This is a genomic window from Segatella bryantii (assembly GCF_022024215.1).
In the GTDB taxonomy this organism is placed as follows: domain Bacteria; phylum Bacteroidota; class Bacteroidia; order Bacteroidales; family Bacteroidaceae; genus Prevotella; species Prevotella bryantii.
Genome location: NZ_CP091798.1, coordinates 1,556,574 through 1,580,634, shown reverse-complemented (window position 1 = coordinate 1,580,634; position 24,061 = coordinate 1,556,574). Strand labels below are relative to the sequence as shown.

The following is a 24,061-nucleotide window of genomic DNA, read 5'->3' as shown; positions in this document are numbered from 1 at the left end:
TAAGTTTCTATGAAAAAAATATTGTATTTTTTTATTGTCTTCGTATTGATTGTAGTATGTGCCAAAGGACAGAATACAGAAAATCTCAATACCCTTCGTGATAGTTTAGCCAAAATGGTCCTTTGGGGGACTCTGCGTAACGACACGACAATGCTCGAAAGAGCATTGAAACTTTCAGACTTCTTACTTAGTATTGATACTACGAACATCGGTAAGAGGCATTGTTATCATCACCGTTCCATGATTTTCTTTTCTTTGGGACACATGGATGAGGCTATGGCCAACGCTGAACATGCAGTTTTGACCCTTCAAGCTAATAATCCGTTACGGCTTATCTTTATGTCGGAAAAATACTTAAGGGAACAGAATAAAGACTCGGCTGCTTATTACATTGAAAAGACAATTGCTGTTTGTGACAGTTCATTGAATGATGAGTATAACGAAGATATGGCTATTAATAAGATTAAGGCAATTTATTTGCGCGATGGAGAGAAGAAAGCAAAGATTTATTTGTCAGAACTATTAAGGACACATCCAAGCCCATTGCTAAAATTATTTAAGGAAGACTGGGATGAATGGGTTCGCATGAATAATGAGGAATTAAAACTGATGAATATTAAGATCTTGAGATAGAAATGGTATGTTGGAAAGCAAACTTAGTATTCTATTATTGTGTTAAAAATTAAGGTGCGTATCATATATATTTATCGTTTCTATATATTGTGACGTATCTACAATTGTTAACAGTGCTCGACCACAATGTTAAAAGAGTGAGATAACCCCAAAATAAAGGCTGAAAAAGTTGCATTTAACTTGCAGAATGACTATATTTACAACGTGAATCAAAAGATCACAGGCGCTAATCACTATAGGTTAGCAAGTGAGCTCATAGAACTTCGAAAAGGTTCTAATGGGTGAAGTAAAAAGAATTAGTTTGGTGTTAAGCCATAACTTTCTGAATAAGAAAAAAGTTCAGAAGATGAAAGGAAAAAGAGACAAGGCGCGAAGATAAATTTCGCGCCTCTTTTTTTTGTTTATATTTTAGTTGAGTAATTCGTGATGTTTAATTTTATAACCGATGGCAGCAATAGTAATCGACATAATCGGACATAAAATATTAAAAATGCAATATGGAAGATAGATAAGCGTAGATACATTGAGTACCGTGGCCTGCGTCATGCCACATGTATTCCATGGTATGAGTACAGATGTAACAGTACACGAATCTTCTATACTTCTACTGAGTAGTCGTGACTCATATCCTTCACGCTTATAGATTTCTTTAAACATGCTACTGTCGAGCATAATAGACAGGTACTGATCGGATACGGTTGTATTAAAGAATAAACCGGAGAGAACCGTTGAACTCACTAAGCCAAATCGGGTCTTGGTAAGCGGAATAATCAAACTGACAATATTCATGAGAATACCACTCGCCTTAAGAGCTCCTCCGAAACAGATAGCGCAAAGGATAAGCCATATTGTACTCAGCATACCTTTCATACCCCGTGTTGCCAGTAGGTCATTTACAGGTGCATTACCAGTATCAACACTTGTACTACCAAATCCGCTCAGCATGGCACCTTTAAAGAGAGTTTCTACAGAAGTGTCGTTTGAGCCAACGATTTCAGCCAGAATATGTGGCTGAAAGAGAATGGCGAAGATAGCAGCAAGAAGTGAAGACGCAAAGAGTACTATAATGGCCGGCATCCTCTTGTAAATCATGTATGCTGTAACTACCGGGACTATAAATAGCCAGGCTGATAAATTAAATTTACTTTCTAATGCAGATGTATAGACAGAGATGCTGATAGCTTTTTCTGGTTCAATGAAAAAACCGGCAATGAGATAGACCATCATGGCAATGCAGATAGAAGGCACTGTTGTTATCACCATATAGCGGATGTGCTCAAAAAGGGGAGTACCTACCATAGATGAAGCAACAACTGTTGTATCTGAAAGAGGTGACATTTTATCGCCAAAATAAGCTCCAGAAAGTATAGCTCCTGCTATCCATCCTTCGCTGAATCCCTCAGCCTTGCCAATGCCCATGAGAGCTATGCCTATGGTGGCTACAGTGGTCCAGGAACTACCCGTCATTACGCTTACTATTCCGCTGATAATGCAAGAAGAAATCAGAAAAATATGTGGATTGATAATCTGCATGCCATAGTAGATAAACGTCGGTACAACGCCGCTTACCGTCCAAGTGCCTGACAGAATACCAATCAGTAAGAGTATAACTATTGTCGTGCCTATGCTTCCAACAGAAGTATTGATTTCCTTCTCGATATTCTTCCAAGGCACTTTAAAGTAGAAAACGGCAATAAGTGCACAGACGCCTGTAGCAAGAATAAGTGCCATTTGGCTACCACCATCTAAAGCTTCTGTACCATAGATTTGGATAACAATGGCTAATAATGCTATCAGAAAGATAACTGGAGTAAGCGAGAGTATAATTCTTTGTTTAGTCATTTGTTTATGTGTTGTTTGAAAGTTTATTGTATTCTAATCTTTGTACGAAATCAAGTTGGCTTCTTTCCAATCAATACTATTATCCTTAGCCTTAATACTATCTTTCGTGTATATTTTGTGTAAAAAATGAATTATGTTTTTGACAAAGGTAAGTGAAATTGCCAAAATAAGCAAGCCATTTTGAAAAAAAATGCTTATTTTTGTATGCAAAAAAAAACGAATAAAACTCATGTTAATCATTAGTACAGTCCTAGCATATTTTGCCATTCTTTTGCTAATTAGCCGTTTTACAGCTCGCTTATCCAATAATGATATCTTTTTCCGTGGTAATCGTCAGTCACCATGGTATATGGTAGCTTTTGGCATGATAGGTGCCAGTATATCAGGTATTACCTTTGTGTCTGTACCGGGTATGGTATTGGCAAGCAATATGACTTATATTCAAATGTGCTTAGGTTTTATTATAGGTTATTTTGTAGTTGCTTTTTTATTACTTCCGATATACTATCGATTAAATCTTACGACAATATACTCGTATTTGAAAGAAAGATTGGGGACTCGTTCTTATAAGACAGGTGCATCATTCTTTCTATTAAGTAAGATGACAGGTGCAGCAGCTCGTTTCTATGTCGTTTGTATTATTCTACAACGGTATGTATTCGATGCTATAGGGGTGCCTTTTCCTTTTACGGTTGTGGTGATGGTGGTATTGATATGGTTTTATACGCGAAGAGGGGGGATTAAAACTTTAGTATGGACTGATACCTTCCAGACAACTTGTATGTTTGCCGCACTTATATTAATAATCTTTCAAGTAATATCTTCACTTCATCTTACTGCAGGCGAAGCTGTATCGGTAATTGCAGCAGATGCACACAGTCAAATATTCGAGATGAGCGATTGGGTATCGAGACAGAATTTTTGGAAGCAGTTTTTAAGTGGTATCTTTGTGGTTATAGTAATGACAGGACTTGATCAGGATATGATGCAAAAAAATCTAACCTGTAAGAGTCTTCGTGATGCTCAAAAAGATATGTGTACCTATGGTTTTGCCTTTGTACCTGCCAATCTACTTTTTCTTTCGTTAGGTGTGTTATTGATGATGTTGGCTCGCCAAAATGGTATTGCTTTGCCAGAAGTGGGTGATGAGTTGTTGCCGATGTTTGCAGCTACAGGTAAGTTGGGTTCTATTGTTGTGGTACTCTTTACAATAGGTGTAGTAGCAGCGTCTTTCTCGTCAGCAGATTCTGCATTGACGGCATTGACAACTAGTTTCTGTGTTGATATCTGCAACAAAGGAAAAAGTGAGCGATTACGTAAGCGTGTGCATATAGGCATGTCATTATTATTTATGCTCTTTATTCTGGCATTTAAAGTACTCAATTCTACAAGTGTAATAGATGCCATCTATATCCTTTGTTCGTATACCTATGGACCTCTTTTGGGTCTTTTTGCCTTTAGTCTTTTTACCAAGCGTCAGGTGAATAATAAGTTGGTGCCTTATATCTGTATTGTGTCTCCTTTGCTGTGTTTTTCCCTCGATATTATCATTAGTCACTTCTATGGCTATACCTTTGGTTATGAACTCCTGATGCTTAATGGCGCCCTTACATTCATAGGATTATGGTTGTCGGGGAGCAAGTATAACAGACCGTGTAAGAATCAAGTTTAAATATAGTAAGGAGATAAAAAAAATCCTGTAAATCGATGATTTACAGGATTGTCACCTTAGGGTGGAGGGTGGGACTCGAACGATTCACGCTTGAACCTATAATAGTCATCATAAAGACGAACTATTATTTAATCTGATTGAAAAGATACGAATAAGTGAGCAAAAATCAAAATGTTTTTTGTTTTTTCGAATGAAAGTATATTCGAGACAAAGTCTCAAAGATAAAAAATATTTTTAATGTGTATGACTTTTACACTTTCTGCAGACTAGACCTACAGTCATGCGGGAGATGTTTTCTAGTGGACTTCGGTGATAGTGAAAAACGAATGAAACTTCCTCGAAAGTTCAAAACACGTTTGACGTTTAGTGATCTGCTTGACAAATAATAGAGGAATATTGGGAAGTATACCAGTATGATTACCTGTTCCTTAATACTTTTTTTCGAATTTTCTTTCTGTAACGCAGAATTTCTGCGTAACGATATGCTTATTTTGCATCATGAAACATATAAATGAAGCGTATTATGGAAGAATAATTCCTCAGCTCTTTTGTTATAAGCGCGGTCCGCATGTAAAAAACTCTAAAAAAGATTTGCCGAATCAATTTAATTGCATATATTTGCAACAGATAAACTATTAAATATTTTTTTATGGAAATTAAGTATGATATAGAAAAAAAGAAACCTCGTTTCCTGTTTTGGGGATGTTTTGCAGTATGCTGTAAACGTGTAAATACTATTGCAAAGGGAATTCTTTAAAGGTTATGGTGTGAAGTAATAAACTTTGCACCATATTTGATAAGAGCTATGGAAGTAAAAAAGACTATTGATCCTAATAAAAAGTATAATATGCCACCATCAATAAAGGTGGTCAAGCATCGTGACTCTTTCTTAGTAATTGCCCCCGAAACTGCAAAGTGGATTGTTCTTGATAATGACGAGCAATTCGATTTTTTTGAATTGCTAAGAAACTATACTTTACAAGACAGTCTTAATCGGTTTAAAGGGGATTACAATAATGCTCAACATGTTGTCATTCAACTTGAAGCAAGAAGGTTTGAAGATACTCGCACTATCATTAAAACAGATGATGGTATAATGCAACTCTATTTGACAAATTCATGCAATCTTCGTTGCCCACATTGTTACATGGTTGCAGGCGAGAAGAAAAAGGACGAACTGACTATTGCTGAGATTAAAGAGCTGCTCTATAATTACAAAAAGTATGATGGGAAAACTGTAGTCTTTACTGGAGGTGAAGTTTGCATGCATCCTCATTTATATGATATTATTTTCTACTCTCATGAGGTTGGATTGAATAATGAGATCCTTTCGAATGGAACCATGTGGACAGACGAAATGATAGAGAAGGTATCGCCTCTTATCCAGAGAATCCAGATTAGTATTGACGGTTATTCAGAAGAAGAAAATGCTAAGGTCAGAGGTAGATATAACTTTGATCGATCATTAAACACCATTGATAAGTTTTTACGCAGAAAGGTCTTAGTTGATGTTGCCATTACTCCATTATATAGTAGCTCTCTAAAAACTAATTACAAAAAATATATAGCTTTTGCAAGAAATCTGAAGAAGAAGTATGAAAAATACAATTTCAACATACGATTTACTTCAGAGATGCTTGACGGGCGTGAAGTCCATTTATCCAAAGAAGAGAAGCAAGATTACAAGGAGATAATGGGAACAATTATCAATGAATGCTTTGAAGACTATGCAGACATTCCTTTTATCAATTTCCATAAGATGGATGGAATTGAGATGAATTGTGACTATGGTAATCTAACAGTTGCTTGCAATGGGGATGTCTATTTTTGTCCTCAGGTATCTAGACTTCAGTCGGTTGTGAATTTGCGTGAAGTTGATTTTAGCGTAATAGCAGATATGGCGGAAAAGGCAAGAGAGTTGTCTAGTGTTAACAATCTTATGCCATGCAAGGAGTGTGAACTTAAGCACATTTGTGGTGGAGATTGTAGAATAAACTTTTTTGAAGTTTTTCGCAATTGTGATATTGAAAAATTGGCTTCTTCAACTCCAACAAGGATTTGTAATTCACAAGTAAAAGAAGAATATTATGATTTAATGATTCGAACAAACGAAAAACTTTTTCTATAGTGGTCATGATAGATACTGATAACGATGCGGTTGGTCATGCTTTTTATGACTATTACAAGCAAGGAAAGGCCTCAACCTTATGGTGTAATATAAAAGGTGTAGGTGACGATATCGTACCAATAGAATATTTTTTTCGTTCTTATACAGATATGCCAGAAATAGAAAAGACCGCATTATCTTTATGTTCTGGGCTTATTTTAGATGTCGGTGCAGGAAGTGGCTGTCATACTCTTGCATTACAAGATTAAGGGAAAGATGTTACTGCCATTGATATCTCACCTCTTTGTGTAAAGACAATGTCATTGCGTGGAGTCCATAAGGTATTCCTTATGGATTTCTTCTCAGTTACAGACAGATATGATACCGTGTTATTATTAATGAATGGATTGGGAATAGCAAAAAGAATTGACTTGCTGCCACTTTTATTTAAGCAATTAGATGCGATTATGAATCCTCAAGGTCAACTGCTTTGTTCATCTTTTGACATCTGCGATGTTAATGACACCGAAAGCAATAACAGAGATTTTTATCAAGAAGTTCGGTATCAAATGCGGTACAAGAATGTTATTGGTGAACCTTTTGATTGGTTTTCTATTGGTGTAGGTAAGTTGAGACAAATAACTGAAGCTAACGGATTCTCTATGACAGTTGTTAAGCAAGGTGAGGAATATGAATATTTGGCACGAATTACTCGTTAAATTCATTTGACTAATCTTTTTGTTAGGAAATAGAACGGACTGGAATAAGATTCAGTATCCTCTACAGTCAGTATCTCTTCACCTTCTTGATCAAGACCAACAAAGTTTTGTATCGTTTCTACTTGACGAGGTTCGTCTATAATCTTGATGCCTGCATAAACTTGCTTTTTTATATCTTCTATATCTATATATATGGCTTTGCTGTCTATGGAGAGATAGTACTTGATGATGGACTGATTTTGTTCTAACCATTGGACTTTATATACCCCAACAGACTGATTGAAGTCAACATAATATAGTTGATCCTTTATTTTCGAATCGACATTATCCTTCGAAATCTGATAGAAAAACTGATGCCTTCCTCTTTCATCTCTTTCAAATGAGCCAACATAGATGTGCTCAGATGTAATTGCGACCATCGACCTGAAGAAGTTGTAATCTGCAAGAGCTATTTTTTCATAAGAATTCCATTTGTTTTCGAGATATTTTTCTTCATCGCTGCTTGCCCGATTAAGAGAATTAAAGCAGAAGAGGTTTGAATGAAACTTTATTGACTCAAGATGGATGCAGTTAACCTTTATGGGGGGTCTTTTATTTGTCTTTGAGATTTCTAGTTCAACCTTCAGTTCGTCAATTCTGTTGACATCAAGCTTCTCCCCCCTAAATAAACGTAACACATTGGATGTTTCCCGAATATTGAAAGTTATTATAGAATCCTCATTGTCCTCGTTTGCAATAAGGGTATATTTCGTATAAATTATTTTGTTGGATTTAAAATCAAGTTCATAGTGATACAACAAACAATAATCTCCTGTTTCTCTAATACTCCAATACCTTTTTTTTTCATCCAACCATACTCCTTGTATGTTATATGATTCACAAAACTGACGATGACCATATAGTAAACTATCGTTTTGCTCTGTCAATGCTACTGGACTCACCTCTGCCCACAATTCGTCTATGATTTTCTGGAGTGTAGTAATCAAAGAAAATTTGTTTTTCACTAAATGCTTGCTGTCAATTTTCTCTTTGATGGACATTATCTGCTCAGATTCATTTGTACGACTCCTCGATTGGTGATATTTCTGCATAAACTCCAACATCGTAGAGAAAGCTTCATCAATATGATATGACCTTGTTGACTTCCCATATGCAGGAAGTGCATCTAAAATAATGAGTATAAGGGTAGATATATCTACTGATTCCCATATCTTCAGATTCTCATCATCTTGTAAGCCCATATAATTGTCAAGGAGCTTATGGCATATTTCTTCTTTTTTACTTCTATCAAACTTAATTGGGGACCGTGTAAACGAAGATTTATTATCATGGTAAAACTGCCAAGTAAATTGATAATTGTCCATCACTTCTTGTAAACTGCTATCTGTTTCGGCATTTTTTTGTGCTGTTTTCTCTATCAAAGCGTATGTACGGTCAAATGCCTGCTTCTTTTTCATTAAAGCATCGAGGAAGGAGTCATATTGTTCCAAAGGCACTGTCATTCCAGATATGGTAACCAAATAGCCATTTTCTTTCTTTTCTTTCTTTTTTTTCTCAAACGACAAGCGAAAACCGTCTTCTAGTTTTTCACCATTCTGTTTTTCATACATCCTAAGATTGGAGCCGTATTGAAGAAGTCTGTTTGATTTATGCAAACCTATATCTCTCCTAAATTCTTCAATTGTATGGTGAAGTAACAAATTCTTTTCAACCTGATTTAGTGGGTGCTCCGCAATTTTCTTGCAGAGGTTATACAACTTTTGGTGGAGGTATTCATGATTGTTGCCAAACTTTTGCCGTATCATGCTACGCATTTCTTAAATAAGTTCATTTTTTCCATGCAAAAATAAATAATTTTCTTCAAACAAAAGAAAAGTTACCATAAATTTGCACCAGAAGCCTGAGGATAATCCGATGGTAGCCTAAAAATTAATAATTATGACAGTAGAATGCCCAAAATGTGGAATGGAGAATGCCTATCATGATGGTGTTAATTATGTATGTCCTGATTGCGACTACGAGTGGGATGATGAACTCGACTTATTGGAGGACGAGTAAGTATTAAACTAATAAAAATAATGGTAAATTATGGAACATAACGAGAAACGGAAGATGTCAGAGATGGAAACAAAGCTTTTCTATCTTTTGACGGCTATTAGCTATAAATTGATTGATTATGGAACAATGGGAATCATTAGTTTTATAAATAAAAAATGAAGATGTAAATTACTTAGATAAGGTTAGATGTGATTTAAAAGAATTATTATAGATAGTCAATCTATCTCAAATAATGAACTGATTGCGATATAAAATCAAGATGAATATAAACACTATTATCCCCTCTGGCAATGGAGGAATTAACGGCGAAGGCAGGACACTCAAGGAAATTTGTGAGTGTCCTGTGCCTGAACATCTGATTAAGAAATTGGATGAGGAGCGACTGGCTCCTGAGGTGGTTAGTAGGATGAAGGCGGACTTAGCTCGGATGGGTACTAGTTGGGTGCCTCTGCCTGCACAGAATGGGCATGTGGACTTCAGTGCTATTGCTTGGCCTGGTGTGACGGCAAGGCTGCCTGAGAAGGATGCTTTGGTGGCTGCTATCCGACAGAACTATCCAGGAATCAGCTTGGATGATATTAATCCCAGGAACATTCGCGACATTACTTATTATATAGGTCGCAAAGCGCTTGGATCGTTATGGTATTACGATATCAAAGGCTGGGCATATTTTCGGACTATTGGATCTCGTGATTCATGAGACAGATGATGGGAGGATAGAGATTGTGCCAAATAATGTGCATCGCTTTAAGCAGCTGTATGCACACAAAGGCTATGTGTCGAAGATGCTGAAACTCATCAATGGCAAAGAGGTTGCCGATGAAGATGAATAAATAGTATTGAGTCCAAATAAAAAAATGTAGGCTATAGCCTTTTTTTATTGGCTGCGCAGGATTTCTGCGTAGCCGATGCTTATTTTCGTAGCGTTGATTCAAAAAAATGTAGAACTTAAACAAAAAAAGTATGGAACAGTTAAAAGAGTATTTATGGACAGAGAGTTTCCCCTTGGTGTTTGTATTGGCATTCATGGCTGCGATTGAAGCGATGGCTATTGTGATGAGTATTGCGATTAGATTTCGGAAAGTGTCGCACTTATTGATTGCAAATACGTTTGGCCTTTTTTTATTCTTTTTCTTGATGTCCGTAGCAATCGCAAAAACTGAAATTGGTTGCTGGCTGCTGGCAGGGATGATAATAGTATTTTTTCTGACAATTCCAATATACATGTTGTCGGAAAGATTTAGGAATTGGGTTCAGCCAATGATAAAGAAGAATGATGGGGAAAATAGAATCTCATAATGTATAATATTAAAGAAACTTGAATTAATGTAACAAGAAGAAAGAAAAAACAAACGAAAGAGTATTGCGGAATGGATTGCTGTTTTCTTATGTATAGCTGCAACTCCTGTACCATGTATCACTGTGATGTCTACTACTATAGAATTGGCAAAACAATGCCGACTATTCTTTGGCTTGGCTAAATTCTAGAAGAATCTACAAGGGTCAAAAGAGTAAGTAGAGGCAGAGTGATGCATCCCTGCATAAGGAACGCGGACTGTGCTTTCGCTTATCTCGACCCAAAGGTTTTCCAGAGCTCGCCAAGCGAGAGTAAGAGATTGGAAAGGACGTGTTCCTTTCTTTATTGTCAAATTAATAACTAAAAACGTAAAACGTCTATGACCCTATTCAAAAGTACAGCAAGAGCCCGTAAACTCACCAATAGAAATCAGGCATGAGAGTCGAGATGGCAACAGTATCTGCCATCACCCCTATTACTGCTACTGGAGGTCAAAATGTAGCAGATGCTTTCATGCGAGTTTATGGCATTGATTTGAAGAAAGCTGTGGCGTTGAACTCTGCGTATTTGGAAACAATAATTATTCAATAACATTTTAAATATTTAGTATTATGAGCATTATTCACACTTGTAAGTATTGTGGTTATAATTCATTTAGTAAAAATCATCTTAGAATGAGGATTTGCCCTAAGAAACCTTGGTGGGCTAAGATATTTGGAGATGATTGTTGCGAAGAATAAAGAAAAACTTCTATGACTAAGAAAGAAACGAAGTTTATCCAGAAATATTTGGAGTATTACGGAACTTATGGAGATGATATTCCTACTGACGGCTGGAATTTCTTGAGCAAATATCGGAAATCATTAGGTATAGACTATCAAAGATCAAAAGTTTTGATAGAGGAAGCTGTGCGTTCTTATGAAGAATCAAACAACGAGAAGATATCCGATCCTAAAGTCAAAACGCAAAGGGATTATAATGAAATAAGTTTACAACTTGGGGCGGCGATTAAACAGATTCAAAATATTCCTAGTTCAACAAATGAATTCAAAAAAATAAAGCAGTCTTTTGTCGACACCCTTTCTGAGCAGCTTAGTCGTACGCATCAGGAAGCTAATAATACACTAAACTCTACAGAATGGGATAAATTGGTTATTGCATTCTTTGGAGAAACAAATGCAGGTAAAAGCACAATTATAGAAACATTTCGAATTCTTTTTGACGAGAAAGAGAGAAGGCAAAACATTAATGCGCATGGTGTCAGCAAGGGCGGTGGATATGGCAGCACTGGCGAGCATGATACGATGGGAGAAGGCAGCCGCCATGCCTTTTGTCTTTATAGAAGTTGTAAAATTATTTTAAATATTATCAAGCTTTTTGATATCAGAAGATGGTTTAAACATAGTGGAGGTCCTGGTGATAATATTATTAGAGAAGAAGGACAATATGACTTTAAAAAAGTAGATAAGGAACTTGGGGAATATCCTGTTGATGGACTAATTGTAGGTGATGGAAGACATGACTTTACAAAGGTGTATAAAGAATACGAGATGAATATTGGTGGGAAGCCATTTGTCTTGATTGATGTTCCTGGTATTGAAGGAAATGAGGATGATTACAAAGATGAGATAAAGACAGCTTTAAGCAAGGCTCACTGCGTATTCTATGTACAAGGTCATAATAAAACTACTGATAGCGCTACAACAGAAAAAATAAAAAAGTATCTAAGAAATTGGGTTAAGGTTTATACTATTTATAATGTAAGAGGTAGTGCTGATGCATATGATATCCCAGAAGAGAGAGTAAAACTCGTTACAGATGATGTCAGAAAGGTTTGTGTTGGAATAGAGAAATCATTCTCTGATATTTTGGGTGATAGTTATGGAGGGAACACTGTGACACAAGGGCTCCTTGCCCTTTCATCTTATGCTCATTTCTCACCAATGAGAGATGATCTGATTAGAAAGCAGAAAAAACTACTATCATTTTTCAATTCTAGAGATGAGTTATATCAGTTCAGTGGGTTTGAAAGTGTCGTTAGTCTCGTAAACGAGAAAGCCTCTAATTACACTAATGAGATTTATAAAGCAAATAAAGATAAATTGGTTGCTTTATCAAAGCATGCCATTTTTGCCATTGATAAGGAACTGAATAATCAAAAGGAAACTATAGAAAAGTATCGTGGTCTTCTCAATAATTATAGGCGAGAAGTAGATACCTATTATAATTCTGCGTCACATCGTATTGAGATTCAATTGAGAGAAAAGTGTGACGATGTATTTAAAAAATTGAAAGAATCTGTTTTTACTATAATAAGTGACGATGAACCTGAAAAGAAAGAGCGAATAGCTGGTCAAGTAAACACAACTTGTGTAAGTTTACGTGAAGGAATCTTTCATATACTAAAAACTGAGAATGAAGAATTGAATAAGCGTTTAAAAGAAAGTGATCGAAAACTTAAAGGACTTCCCATCGGCATACTAAACTTTGAACATCTAAATAATGAGACCCCCAATATTTATATTAATATAAATGAAATTTTAGAGCATCTTGAGATTAGTATTGGAGATGTTGCAACTACCTTGTTTGATGTTGGAAGTACAGCGTTGGTAGGATTCTATGTAGGAGGCCCATTAGGAGCTGCAATTGGAGTCGGTTTAGGGGCTTTAGGTAAATGGTTGTTTAGTGATGGTGGAGTTGGAAAGGCTAAAGAAAATGCAAGAAAAAAGATTGACGAAGCACATGTTAGAGCATGGGATGATATTCAAAAGAATGTCATTGATAAAATAAAGAGTGATTTTAACAAACAAGTCACTAAAATTTCCACTATAGTTAACGATGCCCTATTTAATATATCACAATTAGATAGCGCCATCAATGAATCTAAAAAAAGAATATTGGATTTCGAAAAAAAATTAAAAACCGAACAATATGGAAACGTCAAAGAATAAATTGAATGAATTTCAGTCCATCATAGTGAAAGGTAAATCTTTAGGCCTCAATATGACGGATATTTCGGAAAAGTTTGAGAATGCTATACTTAAATCAAAAGACGACATTATTAGAATAGTTCTTCTTGGTGCCTTTTCCGATGGTAAAACCTCTGCTATAGCAGGCTTGCTTGGGCAGGTGATAGACAACATGAAAATTGATATTGATGAATCATCCGATGAGTTGGAAATCTATAGACCCAAAGGTTTAAAGCAAGGTTATGAGATTGTTGACACCCCAGGGCTGTTTGGAACTAAGTCAAAGGAAATAGATGGAAAGGAGATTAAATACTCTGATATAACCAAGAAATATATTTCAGAGGCCCATATCGTCATTTATGTTACGGATGCCGTAAATCCTTTAAAGGATAGTCATCGTAACATATTGAAGTTAGTCCTGCGAGATTTCAACAAGCTTAGGTCTTCAATTTTTGTCATCAACAAGATGGACGAAGCAGGGGTAGACATGTCTGACGAAAAAGACTATGAAGATGCTGCAAAAATCAAACGAAAGACTTTTATCGAAAGATTGAACAGTACTATTTCACTGACTGACAAAGAGAAGAAGGACTTACGTATTGCTTGTATAGCTTCTAATCCAAACAATAGAGGACTGGAAAAATGGTTCCAAGACCAAGAGACATACACCAAGCGGTCGCATATTTACCAATTAAGGGACTATGTTACAGAAATAACTAATACCTTAGATAAAGAGGACCTGAAGATTCAGGTCGATTTGTCAGTCCTAAAAGACCTTATAATGCAGCTAGCTAAACAAATAGCAATAATTTATAAAGAGTTAGAGGACCCATTGGTAAATATTAAATCGGAGGTTGGAGAATTAGAACACCAATTAGGAATATTAAGATCTGATTTGGTGCAGAATCGTGAAACAATGACCAATCGCTTACAGACACTCAAGGATTCTTTGCTGATGGATGTTAAGAATGCAAATACCCTTGAAGAATTCTCAAACATACTTGATACTAAAATTGGTATACAGGATGATAAAGTCACTTTTTATGTTTTTGAAAGAATGATTAATCAAATATTATCATCATGTACAGAATCCAACAATGCTTCAACTAATACAAAAAAAGCAAGTTTTGAGTCATCTTTTAGTCATGCAGACGATTTCCTAAAAACTGAAGCCCTTAAGGCTGCTAAATATGTAGGGAAAATTAAAGTAAATGGAGAGATGGTCAAAACTGCGCGAGATATTTTTGCACAAGGGCACAAATTTAAGCCTTGGGGTGCAATTAAAATGGGAAAAAATATTACCAAAGGACTTGCATGGCTTGGCGTTTTAGTAGAAGCTACAGAATGGGGAATGCAATGGTATAATAAAAGGAAATTGGACAAGGGGAAAAAAGAACTAAGAGACACGTTAAATGATACTTTTGCTAACATTTTTTCGCTCTTTAATCAAGATGAAGAGTATTATAAGAATTTTGCCCCAACCTTCATTGACTTAAGGAATCAAATTGAAGAACGTAAAAAGATACTATCTCAATTAGAGGAAAGGAATCAAAACATACGTCTCTTCAAGACTGATGTAGAGAAATGGTATGGACAGGATATAGAGGATGTAGAATATGAGGAAGTATGATATATGGACTTGAATAATATAATTCCCTCTGGCAACGGAGGCATAAATGGCGAGGGCAGGACGCTCAAGGAGATTTGTGAGCGTCCTGTACCTGAACATCTGATTAAAAAATTGGATGAGGAGCGACTGGCTCCTGAGGTGGTTAACAGGATGAAGGCGGACTTAGCTCGGATGGGTACTAGTTGGGTGCCTCAGCCTGCACAGAATGGGCATGTGGACTTCAGTGCTATTGCTTGGCCTGGTGTGACGGCAAGGCTGCCTGAGAAGGATGCTTTGGTGGCTGCTATCCGACAGAACTATCCAGGAATCAGCTTGGATGATATTAATCCCAGGAACATTCGCGACATTACTTATTATATAGGTCGCAAAGCGCTTGCCGATCGTTATGGTATTACGATATCAAAGGCTGGGCATATTATCGGACTACTCGATCTCGTTATCCATGAAACAGACGATGGGTGTATAGAAATCGTGCCAAATAATGTGCATCGCTTTAAGCAACTGTATGCCCACAAGGGATATGTGTCGAAGATGCTGAAGCTGATTAACGGCAAGGAAGTTGCCGACGAGGATGAATAGTCTTTAGTCCTAATAGTATAAAAAACGTAGGCAATAGCATTTTTTTATTGGCTGCGCAGGATTTCTGCGTAGCCGATGCTTATTTTCGTAGCGTTGATTCAAAAAAATGTAGAACTTAAACAAAAAAAGTATGGAACAGTTAAAAGAGTATTTATGGACAGAGAGTTTCCCCTTGGTGTTTGTGTTGGCATTCATGGCTGCGATTGAAGCGATGGCTATTGTGATGAGTATTGCGATTAGATTTCGGAAAGTGTCGTACTTATTGATTGCAAATACGTTTGGCCTTTTTTTATTCTTTTTCTTGATGTCCGTAGCAATCGCAAAAACTGAAATTGGTTGCTGGCTGCTGGCAGGGATGATAATAGTATTTTGTCTGACAATTCCAATATACATGTTGTCGGAAAGATTTAGGAATTGGGTTCAGCCAATGATAACGAAGAATGATGGGGAAAATAGAATCTCATAATGTATAATATTTAAGAAACTTGAATTAATGGAACAAGAAGAAAGAAAAAACAAACGAAAGAGTATTGCGGAATGGATTGCTGTTTTCTTATGTATAGCTGCAGCCATGTACTATGCTATGGTTTTAATCTATAATAAATCACCAAATAAAGCGTTTTTATAATATATGAAGGATCAGTTCAAGAAATACTTGTGGATACTCGATTTGTTGTATAGCTCTGGAGGTATAACCTTTAAGGAGATGGCTGAGAAATGGAAGGATTCGTCACTTAACGATCGCAAGACAATACTCGCCAAGCGGACGTTCGATGATTATCGTCGTGCGATAGAGGAAACGTTTAACGTGGATATTATTTGTGATGCATCGCGTGGATATCAATATCGGATTGACAATGCACGTAGTCTTTCAACTGATCGTATCAAGCGATGGCTTCTTAGTTCGTTTGCTGTTAACAACGTCCTGCAGGGAAGCCGTCGGCTGAGTGAGAGAATCATTTATGAGGACATTCCGTCGGGCAACGACTATCTGCTGGAAGTTGTCAAGGCGATGCAGGACGGCAAGGTCATCAGCGTGGAATATGACAATTTCTTCGAATCTACACCAAAACAACTGCTGATAGAGCCTTACTGCGTGAAGGTGTTCCGCCAACGGTGGTATGTTGTGGGCAAGGCAAAGGGAGAGAAGGTTATTTGGCGCTGGGCACTCGACAGATTTCTCTCTTTGGAAATAACAGACAAGAAATTCCGATTGCCAAAGGACTTCTATGCAGATATTTATTTCAATGATGCCTTTGGCGTGATAGTTGATCCTGACGAGTGTAAGGTTGAGACGATTCGGCTGAAGGCTTATAGTGAGAATCATCGCGATGATTACTTGCGACACTTGCCGCTCCACTCCTCTCAACGCGAGGTTGAGAGAGGGGAGGGATATACCATCTTTGAACTGCGCGTGCGTCCAGCCTATGATTTCTGTCAGGAGCTGTTGTCGTATGGCGAAGAGGTTGAAGTGTTGTCACCCCAGTATGTTAGAGATTATATTACCGACAGGATAAGAAAAAGCCTCAGCAGGTATAAGGTTTAGAGATGCACAGAAAAATAGAAGGAAGATAAGAAACCTTAGTGTTACTCTTTTCTTGATACAGTTTTTACGTGTATAGCCAATGAATGCACCTTTATATAGTAAATTAGTATGTCTAAGCATTCAGAATACTCGTCTGAATGTCGTGTCATCACAATTCTTGTTTCCATTTTTGGACTATTAGATTCATTTTTGAAAATAAAACAGGCGTAAATATGTCTTAGGAATGGCTATAAATAGGATAGTGGCTTTTTGCGGCGATTTTGCGCCCAAAGTACACAATTTAACGGTAATTTAGCGGAAATTGGGTTGTATTTAACTTAAAAGAGCGCGTCGAAAAAAGAAACAAAAAAAGCTTGTAAGTGTTTGTCTTACAAGCTTTTATCTTGGGTGGAGGGTGGGACTCGAACCCACGACATTCAGAACCACAATCTGACGCTCTAACCAACTGAACTACATCCACCATGTTGGTTGTTTGCTTAAAAAAACTTACAACTCATTATCGTTGCAAAGCTAAAATCTGAAGGGTGGAAGGTGGGACTCGAACCCACGACATTCAGAACCACAATCTGACGCTCTAACCAACTGAACTACGTCCACCATTTTATTTTAATAGCTTATTTCTTTTAAGCGAGTGCAAAGATAGAGAATTTTTTTGGAATGACCAAAAGAATTCTCTATTTTTTTATTTTTATTTTCTATTTAGCAGGTGTAGCTGGAGCTACAGGAGCTGTTTTTGTACCGGTTGCAGCTGGAGCTGATTTCTGAGCGCCGGCAGCAGGAGTACTCTGGCTAGCACCAGGGAAACCTGGAGTAGCAGTATTTGTAGTTGTAGACTCTCTTTCAAGAACACTTTGTTCTGCAGTAGAGGTAGGAGCTACATATGTGCAGAGAACGCTGATAACAACCATTGCCGCAGCGAGGCCCCAAGTGAGTTTTTCAATGACATCAGTGGTCTTGCGAACACCCATGATAGAATTTTGTGAAGAGAAGTTAGATGAAAGACCACCTCCCTTAGATTCCTGGATCAAGACAACAATTACCATGAAGATAGATACCAGGACAACTAAACTGATTAAAAGTGTGTAAACCATTTTTATTTTTTGTTTTTATTGTTTATTATCAATTTTTCTAAAAATCGCATTTGATCTGCAAAGTAAGCATTTTTTTTTGGATAATTCAAATTTAATCGCTGAATTATTTCTAACGCCTTTTCATATCTACCTTGTTTTATATAGATACGTGCCAATGTTTCTGTGAAGTAGCCTTCATTACCTTCTTCTTGTGAGGTTTTTTCTTCATCTTGGAGTGTTGTTGCGTTAGATGTAACTTTATCAGCTTGTGGCTTACTGTCAGAATTATTTGTCAATGAATATTCCTGTAGAGGTTCTGGTTGCGGCAATTCATCATCCATGTGGAGTTTGAATCCGCCATCTTCTAGGAAATTATCAATTAAAGAGGTTGTACGATCGGCTTTCTGACTTTCGATGACAGTTGACGCTTCTTCTGTATCTTCATCCTCTTCATCCATAGCTAGTTCTGTATCCATTTCCATCAGATATGACACATAGTCAACAGCAGCATCTGCAGGCGTTGGCTTACGCTTGTGCCTTTTTTCCTCATCATTTTCCGAAGGGATAGAGTCGAGGAATGTATCGATAAGAGCTACTGTGCGGCTTTCTTTTTCCTCTGGTGCCACCTGCTTAGCAGGTTTTGATTCTTGTCGAAGTTGATAGTGAGCAGCTTCTATCATCTTAAAAATGACTTTTCGGTCTGTAATATAGATAGCTGCACGTCTGAGTTCTTCGTCAAAACTAGAATCATGGAGCACATACAGATTTTGAAGCATTAAAAGACGAGCTGTCTGATAATAGGGGTGCAGGGCAAGGAGACTACGCAAATCGTAAAGCGTCTCTTTGTCCATTTCTTCAGGATGGTTGATCAGTCTTGTTAACTCCATTACCAGTTGGCTACAGTTGCATTAAATATTTGGTCTACGAGGTCATTCACCATTTGAGTAACCAGTTCTTCTTGTACAGCAGTGAGACTCTGTGTAGTTTCATAGCTCTGTGTAGCAGTAAACTGTTTTTCAAAATCCTCGTTGTGATTTTTATTATTAGTAAATCTTACATTAACAGTCATAGATAATTCTGTTTGGGCAGAATAACCTTCTGCTGATACAGCTTTATTACGCTGTGTGTAAGATGTAATTTCACCCTCAATCTTCAAGTCGCCATTGCGTTTAACTTGTTCCAAGCGCGTATGATCTGCGAACTTATCTTTAAGAGCATTGTTAAATAGTGGTCCCATTGGTCCCCATACGTAACTAGCTCGAATAGGAAATTCTGCAATTGTTATGGTCTTGGTCTTGGTGTAATCGATGCTGGAACCATTAAATTTATATGACACGCTACATGCTGTAAGAATGAGTAGTGTCAATGAAATCAGCAAGGCTGAAAATTTACCTTTTTTATTTGTTTGAATCCAAGCCATATTGTTTAATTCTTCTATAAAGGGTTCTGTCGGAAATGCCCAATTCTTGAGCAGCTTTTTTACGATTACCACCATTACGTTCAAGAGCTTTGACAACCATTTGTCTCCCGAGGTCGTTCAGATTGAGACTCTCTGGCTCATTGATTTCCTCTGCAATAACTTCTTCTGGTTGTGTGTGTGGTGTTTCCACTTGATATATAGGTGTAGAAGATGTATGAACTTTTGCAGGATGCATAGGAGCATTTGGAATAGAAACGGAGGTTGATGGCTCCTCATAAGGGATATTCTGAAAGCCTGCAGCACCAGCTAATCCACGAGCTTCGTCGAGTTGTTTACGAAGACTATTCATGTCGCGACGAAGATCGCTAACATTTCCACGTAGTTCGTACAATATCTTATATAGAATTTCACGTTCGTTTTCATACGAATGTTTTTCGTCTGTATATCCAATAGTAGCGAGTTGTGTACTCGATGGATCGCGTGGAATATACTTGAGCAAGCCTTCCAGGTCAATTTCACGTTTCTCACTTAAGACAGACATCTGCTCTGTAATGTTTTTTAATTGACGAACATTTCCTGGCCATTTATATTGTAACATTACTTGCTTGGCTTCTTCTGTCAATGTGATTTTAGGCAGATGATATTTCTCTGCCATCTGCATAGCAAATAGTCTGAATAATAAGATAATGTCATTGCCACGATCACGAAGAGCAGGCATTTGGATAGGTATCGTATTTAGACGGTAAAATAAGTCTTCACGAAATCTACCTTCACTAATAGCTTTGCGCATATTGACATTGGTAGCGGCTACAATACGTACATCTGTTTTACGTATTTCCTGTCCACCTACACGGATATATTCTCCTGTTTCGAGTACACGGAGCAATCTAGCCTGGGTAGCCATTGGTAATTCACCAACTTCATCAAGGAAAATAGTACCCTTATTAGCTATTCCGAAGTAACCTTCGCTTTCACCAATGGCTCCTGTAAAGGCACCTTTTTCGTGACCAAAAAGTTCACTATCTATAGTGCCTTCTGGGATAGAACCACAGTTGATGGCAAAGTACTTCTCTCGTTTTCTTGGCGAATTGTCGTGAATGACACGAGGAATAATTTCCTTACCTACACCACTTTCGCCAATAATAAGTACAGACAAATCTGTCGGCGCTACTTGTAAAGCTACGTCGAGTGCATGATTTAATCCGTCGCTGTTACCGACGATATTATAGCGTTGTTTTATTCTCTGAAGTTCTGTTGTATTCATTTAGCTGACAAAATTACGCATTTTATTTGGAATATCTGCAATTTTGGCAGAATATTTAGTTGTATGCGAGGTTTATTCCTTAGAGGTATCCTGTGTAGACTGCTGCAGTGGAGCTTGTTGGTTTTGCTGCTGAACCACAGGCTGGTTCTGCTGCTGTACCTGAGGTTTGTTAGCCTCTTGAGCCTGCAGTGGTCTATTGTCCTGGTTTTTATTATCTTTAGAACGGTTATTGCTACCGTTTTTAGGACCATTGTTTTCTGGGCGCTTACTTTCTTTATTAGGAGTAAATGGTGCACCAGAATGTTTCTTAGGAATAGAAAAACGAACTTTTTCTCCTTCGTCATGACGCTCATGATAAAGTTTCTTCAATGGATTTTCGTAAGGTTCGTCATAGCGTGCACGATTACGGAAAGCATCAATAGCTGTATAGATAGCGTGGCGGAATGAAGATGGGTTTTCTGCATTTTTTCCTGCATATTCAAAATCTACAGTTTGGTCACTTGCTGTTCGTACAAGTTGTAAACCTGTAGTAAGTACTACACCGTATTCAGGAGCTATAGCCTTGAAAGGTGCGATACCTTGATCATGATACATGGCCAAAATACCATCGAATTCATCAAAATAGCCCTCTCCGAAGAATTCTGCAGCAGGATATGGACCGAAAGCCTGAATACCATTGTCTGCCAATTCCTGAATGGCTGGAAGTATCATTTGGTCTTCTTCTGGACCAAATGTTCCATTCTCTGGATTATATGGATTGAGTGAAAGTACGGCAATGCGTGGATTAGATATGTTGAAATCTCGTCGAATAACTTCTTTGAAATGGCTGACACGAGCTATGATAATATCTTTACTAATTGCCTTAGTAACATCTTTTAAGGCGATACATGGAGTTGCAAAAGCTAAACGTAGGCGGTCATTAATCAGAATATCCATAGTATTCTGACTATTACCAAGGCAGGTTTCAATGTATTTAGTTTGACCAGGGAACTGGTAGTTTTGAATGTTAATGTTGCTATTGTTAACTGGTGCAGTTACAAGGACATCAAACAATCCTTCACGATAATCACTAATCGCTCTATCGAGTGCCATAATTGCAGCTGTACCAGACTCTTCTGTAGGTTGTCCTACGTCTACCTTAATGTCATCTTCTACTGCTGTTAGCAAATTGATTCGACCATCTTGAGCCTCGTTAGCCTGTTGGATAATCGAGAACTGAACCTTCAAGTCGAGCATCTTACGATAGTAAGTTGCCACTTTAGGTGAGCCATAAATAATAGGAGTGCAGATTTCGAGCATACCTGGCTCTTCGAAGGTTTTAAAAATGAGCTCATATCCGATACCATTGGTATCGCCGTGGGTAATAGCCACACGTATTTTTTTATTTTCTTCCATAATTGATGGTATATAATACAGCTTCAAGCTGTTGTATTAGGTTTCTTTTTTTCATGCTTGGCGCATATACGAATGTAAGGATGGTCAGGTCTCGCTGTTTGCCATCTTTGATTTGGCGCATACGATAAGGACCTCCCATTGCATCTCCTTTCATTTCCCATAGTCCACTATTTTTACATGGTGTGATGCGCTTCATATACATATCATCAGTTTCTCCTTTTAAGTAGTTGGCTAGCATTTTGTCGATATTTCCTCTGCAGATAACTACATTCTTCATACCTGCAGCAGAATTATTGGATAGCCAAAGGAAATCTTTCTTTTTCATACTGCTGTTCATGTCAACAGGCAGTAGAATATTAATCCCGAAGGTTTGCTTGACCAAACGTTCCATTTTGGGATTATGATAAGTTTGCAGTCGTTTAGCTTCGCAATACAGTTCAAATCGTTTGAGATCCTTTCTTAACTGGAGTGAATCTCCAGCAGAAGCGTGGATTACTATTTGCGGCTGTGCATAGAGATTTCGCTGAATGCGATATGTACCTTTTGCCTGATGGATAACAATGGAATGTGCCATTTTTGTGCCATCCTGTAAGCGGTTTTGCTTGAGAGAAGATACATCAAACTGGGGCTCAGACTGTGGTAAATCTGGAGTATCTACAGAAAGAATGTGCCGTAGAGAATCGTGAGAATCATTTACGACAAGAACCTCGTAGGGTTTGCCTCCACTAACCTGTCTACTATCGTCAGTGCAACTTGAAAGCAAAAATGACAGGCTGATGATAATCAGAGTTCTCCATCGCAAGTGCATTATTCCTGATCGTGTCTGATTTTACCAATTTTCTTACTTGTGCTCAAAAGACCGCAAGCAGCAAAGATATCTTGTCCACGACTAGCACGAATCGTTGTATGTATGCCATGATTGGTGAGGTAATCGCGGAAGTTTTCCATTGTTTTCTCGTCAGCCCCATGTAAAGCTACTTCAGGTATCTGATGGAATCGGATAAGATTGATACGACAATCTAGTCCTTTGAGTAACTTAATGATTTCTCGTGCGTGAGTTGTACTATCGTTAACACCTCCAAATACGATATATTCAAAAGTGAGTCTTCGCTGGTGTGAGAAGTCATAATTGCGAAGCAGATCAACAACTTCATCGATACTCATACCTCGCTGGGCTGGCATTAGTTCTGCACGTTGCTCAGGAATAGGTGAATGCATGCTAATTGCTACATGGCATTGACTTTCTTCGAGAAAACGTTTCAGTTTATTTCTTACGCCAACAGAGCTGACAGTAATGCGTTTAGGACTCCAAGCCCATCCATAGGAAGCTGTCAAAATATCTGTAGCCCGAAGCACATTGTCAAGGTTGTCCATTGGTTCACCTTGCCCCATGAATACAATGTTTGTGAGCTTGTCTACTTCTGGCAGTGAGTATATTTGATTGAGAATATCTGCAGCAGATAAACTACCTTCAAAGCCTTGTTTTCCGGTTTGGCAGAACAAACAGTTCATTTTGCAGCCCACTTGTGAAGAAACACATAGGGTAGCTCTGTCTTCATCAGGAATAAATACCGTCTCCACAAATTTGCCGTTTGCTGTAGGGAAAAGATATTTTATTGTACCATCGACAGAATGCTGAGCGTCGATAGCCTCCGCACATCCGATAGTATACTGCTCTTCCAACTTCTGTCGGTTAGCTTTGGAGAGGTTGGTCATCTCGTCTATAGACTTGACATGGTACTCGTATAGCCATTTAGCTATTTGGCCACCCGTAAAGGCTGGCATGCCTAAGCTTTTGGCTACATCCTTGAGTTCGTCAAGAGTAAGACCGAGGAGAGATTTTTTTTCTAAATTCATATT

24 protein-coding genes and 2 tRNA genes are annotated in these 24,061 nt (G+C 37.7%); 15 read left to right on the top strand and 11 right to left on the bottom strand.

The genetic code is table 11. The features are described from left to right. Positions 1-9: 9 nt before the first annotated feature. On the top strand, positions 10-633 hold the full coding sequence (locus tag L6471_RS10710; RefSeq protein ID WP_237797305.1) for a hypothetical protein: 624 nt from the start codon (positions 10-12) through the stop codon (positions 631-633). A 408-nt stretch (positions 634-1,041) separates the two neighbouring features. Here the strand turns inward: L6471_RS10710 and L6471_RS10705 are convergent, their stop codons facing one another. Further along, on the bottom strand, positions 1,042-2,475 hold the full coding sequence (locus L6471_RS10705; protein ID WP_094448111.1) for a Na+/H+ antiporter NhaC family protein: 1,434 nt from the start codon (positions 2,473-2,475) through the stop codon (positions 1,042-1,044). 229 nt (positions 2,476-2,704) lie between these two features. On the opposite strand from L6471_RS10705, the gene L6471_RS10700 reads away from it, so the two are divergent. The 4 genes from L6471_RS10700 to L6471_RS10685 all read left to right on the top strand — a co-directional run bounded on the left by L6471_RS10700 (position 2,705) and on the right by L6471_RS10685 (position 6,973). Continuing rightward, positions 2,705-4,147: a sodium:solute symporter gene (locus L6471_RS10700; RefSeq protein WP_094448109.1), complete on the top strand. Its 1,443-nt coding sequence runs from the start codon at positions 2,705-2,707 to the stop codon at positions 4,145-4,147. Between the two features lie 805 nt (positions 4,148-4,952). Further along, positions 4,953-6,275 carry a radical SAM/SPASM domain-containing protein gene (locus L6471_RS10695; protein ID WP_094448108.1) on the top strand — a complete coding sequence of 441 codons (1,323 nt, stop codon included), beginning with the start codon at positions 4,953-4,955 and terminating at the stop codon, positions 6,273-6,275. Positions 6,276-6,280: 5 nt separating this feature from the next. Then, positions 6,281-6,523, top strand: coding sequence for a hypothetical protein (locus L6471_RS10690; RefSeq protein WP_094448107.1), 243 nt, complete (start codon positions 6,281-6,283; stop codon positions 6,521-6,523). Positions 6,524-6,571: 48 nt separating this feature from the next. Continuing rightward, positions 6,572-6,973 carry a hypothetical protein gene (locus L6471_RS10685; protein WP_144263800.1) on the top strand — a complete coding sequence of 134 codons (402 nt, stop codon included), beginning with the start codon at positions 6,572-6,574 and terminating at the stop codon, positions 6,971-6,973. Positions 6,974-6,975: 2 nt separating this feature from the next. Here L6471_RS10685 and L6471_RS10680 read toward each other — a convergent pair whose 3' ends face one another. Then, positions 6,976-8,778: a hypothetical protein gene (locus tag L6471_RS10680; RefSeq protein ID WP_144263799.1), complete on the bottom strand. Its 1,803-nt coding sequence runs from the start codon at positions 8,776-8,778 to the stop codon at positions 6,976-6,978. Between the two features lie 133 nt (positions 8,779-8,911). Here L6471_RS10680 and L6471_RS14280 point away from each other — a divergent pair, with 133 nt between their 5' ends. From L6471_RS14280 to L6471_RS10640, 10 genes are all read left to right on the top strand, one after another. Then, the gene (locus L6471_RS14280; RefSeq protein ID WP_094448104.1) at positions 8,912-9,031 is read left to right on the top strand and encodes a hypothetical protein; all 120 of its coding nucleotides are present in this window, start codon (positions 8,912-8,914) and stop codon (positions 9,029-9,031) included. A 259-nt stretch (positions 9,032-9,290) separates the two neighbouring features. After that, a complete protein-coding gene (locus L6471_RS10675; RefSeq protein ID WP_094448103.1) occupies positions 9,291-9,731 on the top strand; it encodes a hypothetical protein in 441 nt (146 codons plus the stop codon). A 263-nt stretch (positions 9,732-9,994) separates the two neighbouring features. Beyond that, positions 9,995-10,330, top strand: a complete 336-nt coding sequence (locus L6471_RS10670) for a hypothetical protein (protein ID WP_094448102.1) — start codon at positions 9,995-9,997, stop codon at positions 10,328-10,330. A 433-nt stretch (positions 10,331-10,763) separates the two neighbouring features. Continuing rightward, positions 10,764-10,919: a DUF6140 family protein gene (locus tag L6471_RS10665; protein ID WP_373886414.1), complete on the top strand. Its 156-nt coding sequence runs from the start codon at positions 10,764-10,766 to the stop codon at positions 10,917-10,919. 161 nt (positions 10,920-11,080) lie between these two features. After that, positions 11,081-13,279 carry a P-loop NTPase family protein gene (locus tag L6471_RS10660; RefSeq protein WP_094448101.1) on the top strand — a complete coding sequence of 733 codons (2,199 nt, stop codon included), beginning with the start codon at positions 11,081-11,083 and terminating at the stop codon, positions 13,277-13,279. Next, positions 13,260-14,927 carry a LeoA/HP0731 family dynamin-like GTPase gene (locus tag L6471_RS10655; RefSeq protein WP_094448100.1) on the top strand — a complete coding sequence of 556 codons (1,668 nt, stop codon included), beginning with the start codon at positions 13,260-13,262 and terminating at the stop codon, positions 14,925-14,927. The genes L6471_RS10660 and L6471_RS10655 overlap by 20 nt, the downstream gene beginning before the upstream one ends. A gap of 3 nt (positions 14,928-14,930) precedes the next feature. Next, positions 14,931-15,506: a hypothetical protein gene (locus tag L6471_RS10650; RefSeq protein WP_094448099.1), complete on the top strand. Its 576-nt coding sequence runs from the start codon at positions 14,931-14,933 to the stop codon at positions 15,504-15,506. 130 nt (positions 15,507-15,636) lie between these two features. Next, the gene (locus L6471_RS10645) at positions 15,637-15,972 is read left to right on the top strand and encodes a hypothetical protein (RefSeq protein WP_094448098.1); all 336 of its coding nucleotides are present in this window, start codon (positions 15,637-15,639) and stop codon (positions 15,970-15,972) included. Positions 15,973-15,999: 27 nt separating this feature from the next. Next, complete coding sequence (locus L6471_RS14140; protein ID WP_256973027.1) at positions 16,000-16,134, top strand: hypothetical protein; 135 nt, start codon at positions 16,000-16,002, stop codon at positions 16,132-16,134. 3 nt (positions 16,135-16,137) lie between these two features. Next, the gene (locus L6471_RS10640) at positions 16,138-17,052 is read left to right on the top strand and encodes a helix-turn-helix transcriptional regulator (RefSeq protein WP_094448097.1); all 915 of its coding nucleotides are present in this window, start codon (positions 16,138-16,140) and stop codon (positions 17,050-17,052) included. Between the two features lie 385 nt (positions 17,053-17,437). Here the strand turns inward: L6471_RS10640 and L6471_RS10635 are convergent. From L6471_RS10635 to rlmN, 9 genes are all read right to left on the bottom strand, one after another. Then, a tRNA-His gene (locus L6471_RS10635) sits at positions 17,438-17,513 on the bottom strand. Positions 17,514-17,574: 61 nt separating this feature from the next. Beyond that, positions 17,575-17,650: transfer RNA gene (locus L6471_RS10630), tRNA-His, on the bottom strand. 97 nt (positions 17,651-17,747) lie between these two features. Continuing rightward, complete coding sequence (gene secG, locus L6471_RS10625; protein ID WP_237797303.1) at positions 17,748-18,143, bottom strand: preprotein translocase subunit SecG; 396 nt, start codon at positions 18,141-18,143, stop codon at positions 17,748-17,750. Positions 18,144-18,145: 2 nt separating this feature from the next. After that, entirely contained in the window at positions 18,146-19,009 is an 864-nt protein-coding gene (locus L6471_RS10620; protein ID WP_074613781.1) for a tetratricopeptide repeat protein, read from the bottom strand. Next, the gene (locus L6471_RS10615; RefSeq protein WP_027452935.1) at positions 19,009-19,542 is read right to left on the bottom strand and encodes an LptE family protein; all 534 of its coding nucleotides are present in this window, start codon (positions 19,540-19,542) and stop codon (positions 19,009-19,011) included. The genes L6471_RS10620 and L6471_RS10615 overlap by 1 nt, the downstream gene beginning before the upstream one ends. Beyond that, the gene (locus L6471_RS10610; protein ID WP_006281830.1) at positions 19,520-20,806 is read right to left on the bottom strand and encodes a sigma-54 interaction domain-containing protein; all 1,287 of its coding nucleotides are present in this window, start codon (positions 20,804-20,806) and stop codon (positions 19,520-19,522) included. Before L6471_RS10610 ends, L6471_RS10615 begins: the two co-directional genes overlap by 23 nt. A 72-nt stretch (positions 20,807-20,878) precedes the next feature. Beyond that, the gene (locus L6471_RS10605; RefSeq protein WP_237797302.1) at positions 20,879-22,201 is read right to left on the bottom strand and encodes a PdxA family dehydrogenase; all 1,323 of its coding nucleotides are present in this window, start codon (positions 22,199-22,201) and stop codon (positions 20,879-20,881) included. After that, positions 22,188-23,009 carry a DUF4837 family protein gene (locus L6471_RS10600; protein WP_074548815.1) on the bottom strand — a complete coding sequence of 274 codons (822 nt, stop codon included), beginning with the start codon at positions 23,007-23,009 and terminating at the stop codon, positions 22,188-22,190. The genes L6471_RS10605 and L6471_RS10600 overlap by 14 nt, the downstream gene beginning before the upstream one ends. Next, complete coding sequence (rlmN, locus tag L6471_RS10595; protein WP_237797301.1) at positions 23,009-24,058, bottom strand: 23S rRNA (adenine(2503)-C(2))-methyltransferase RlmN; 1,050 nt, start codon at positions 24,056-24,058, stop codon at positions 23,009-23,011. The genes L6471_RS10600 and rlmN overlap by 1 nt, the downstream gene beginning before the upstream one ends. Positions 24,059-24,061: the final 3 nt, after the last annotated feature.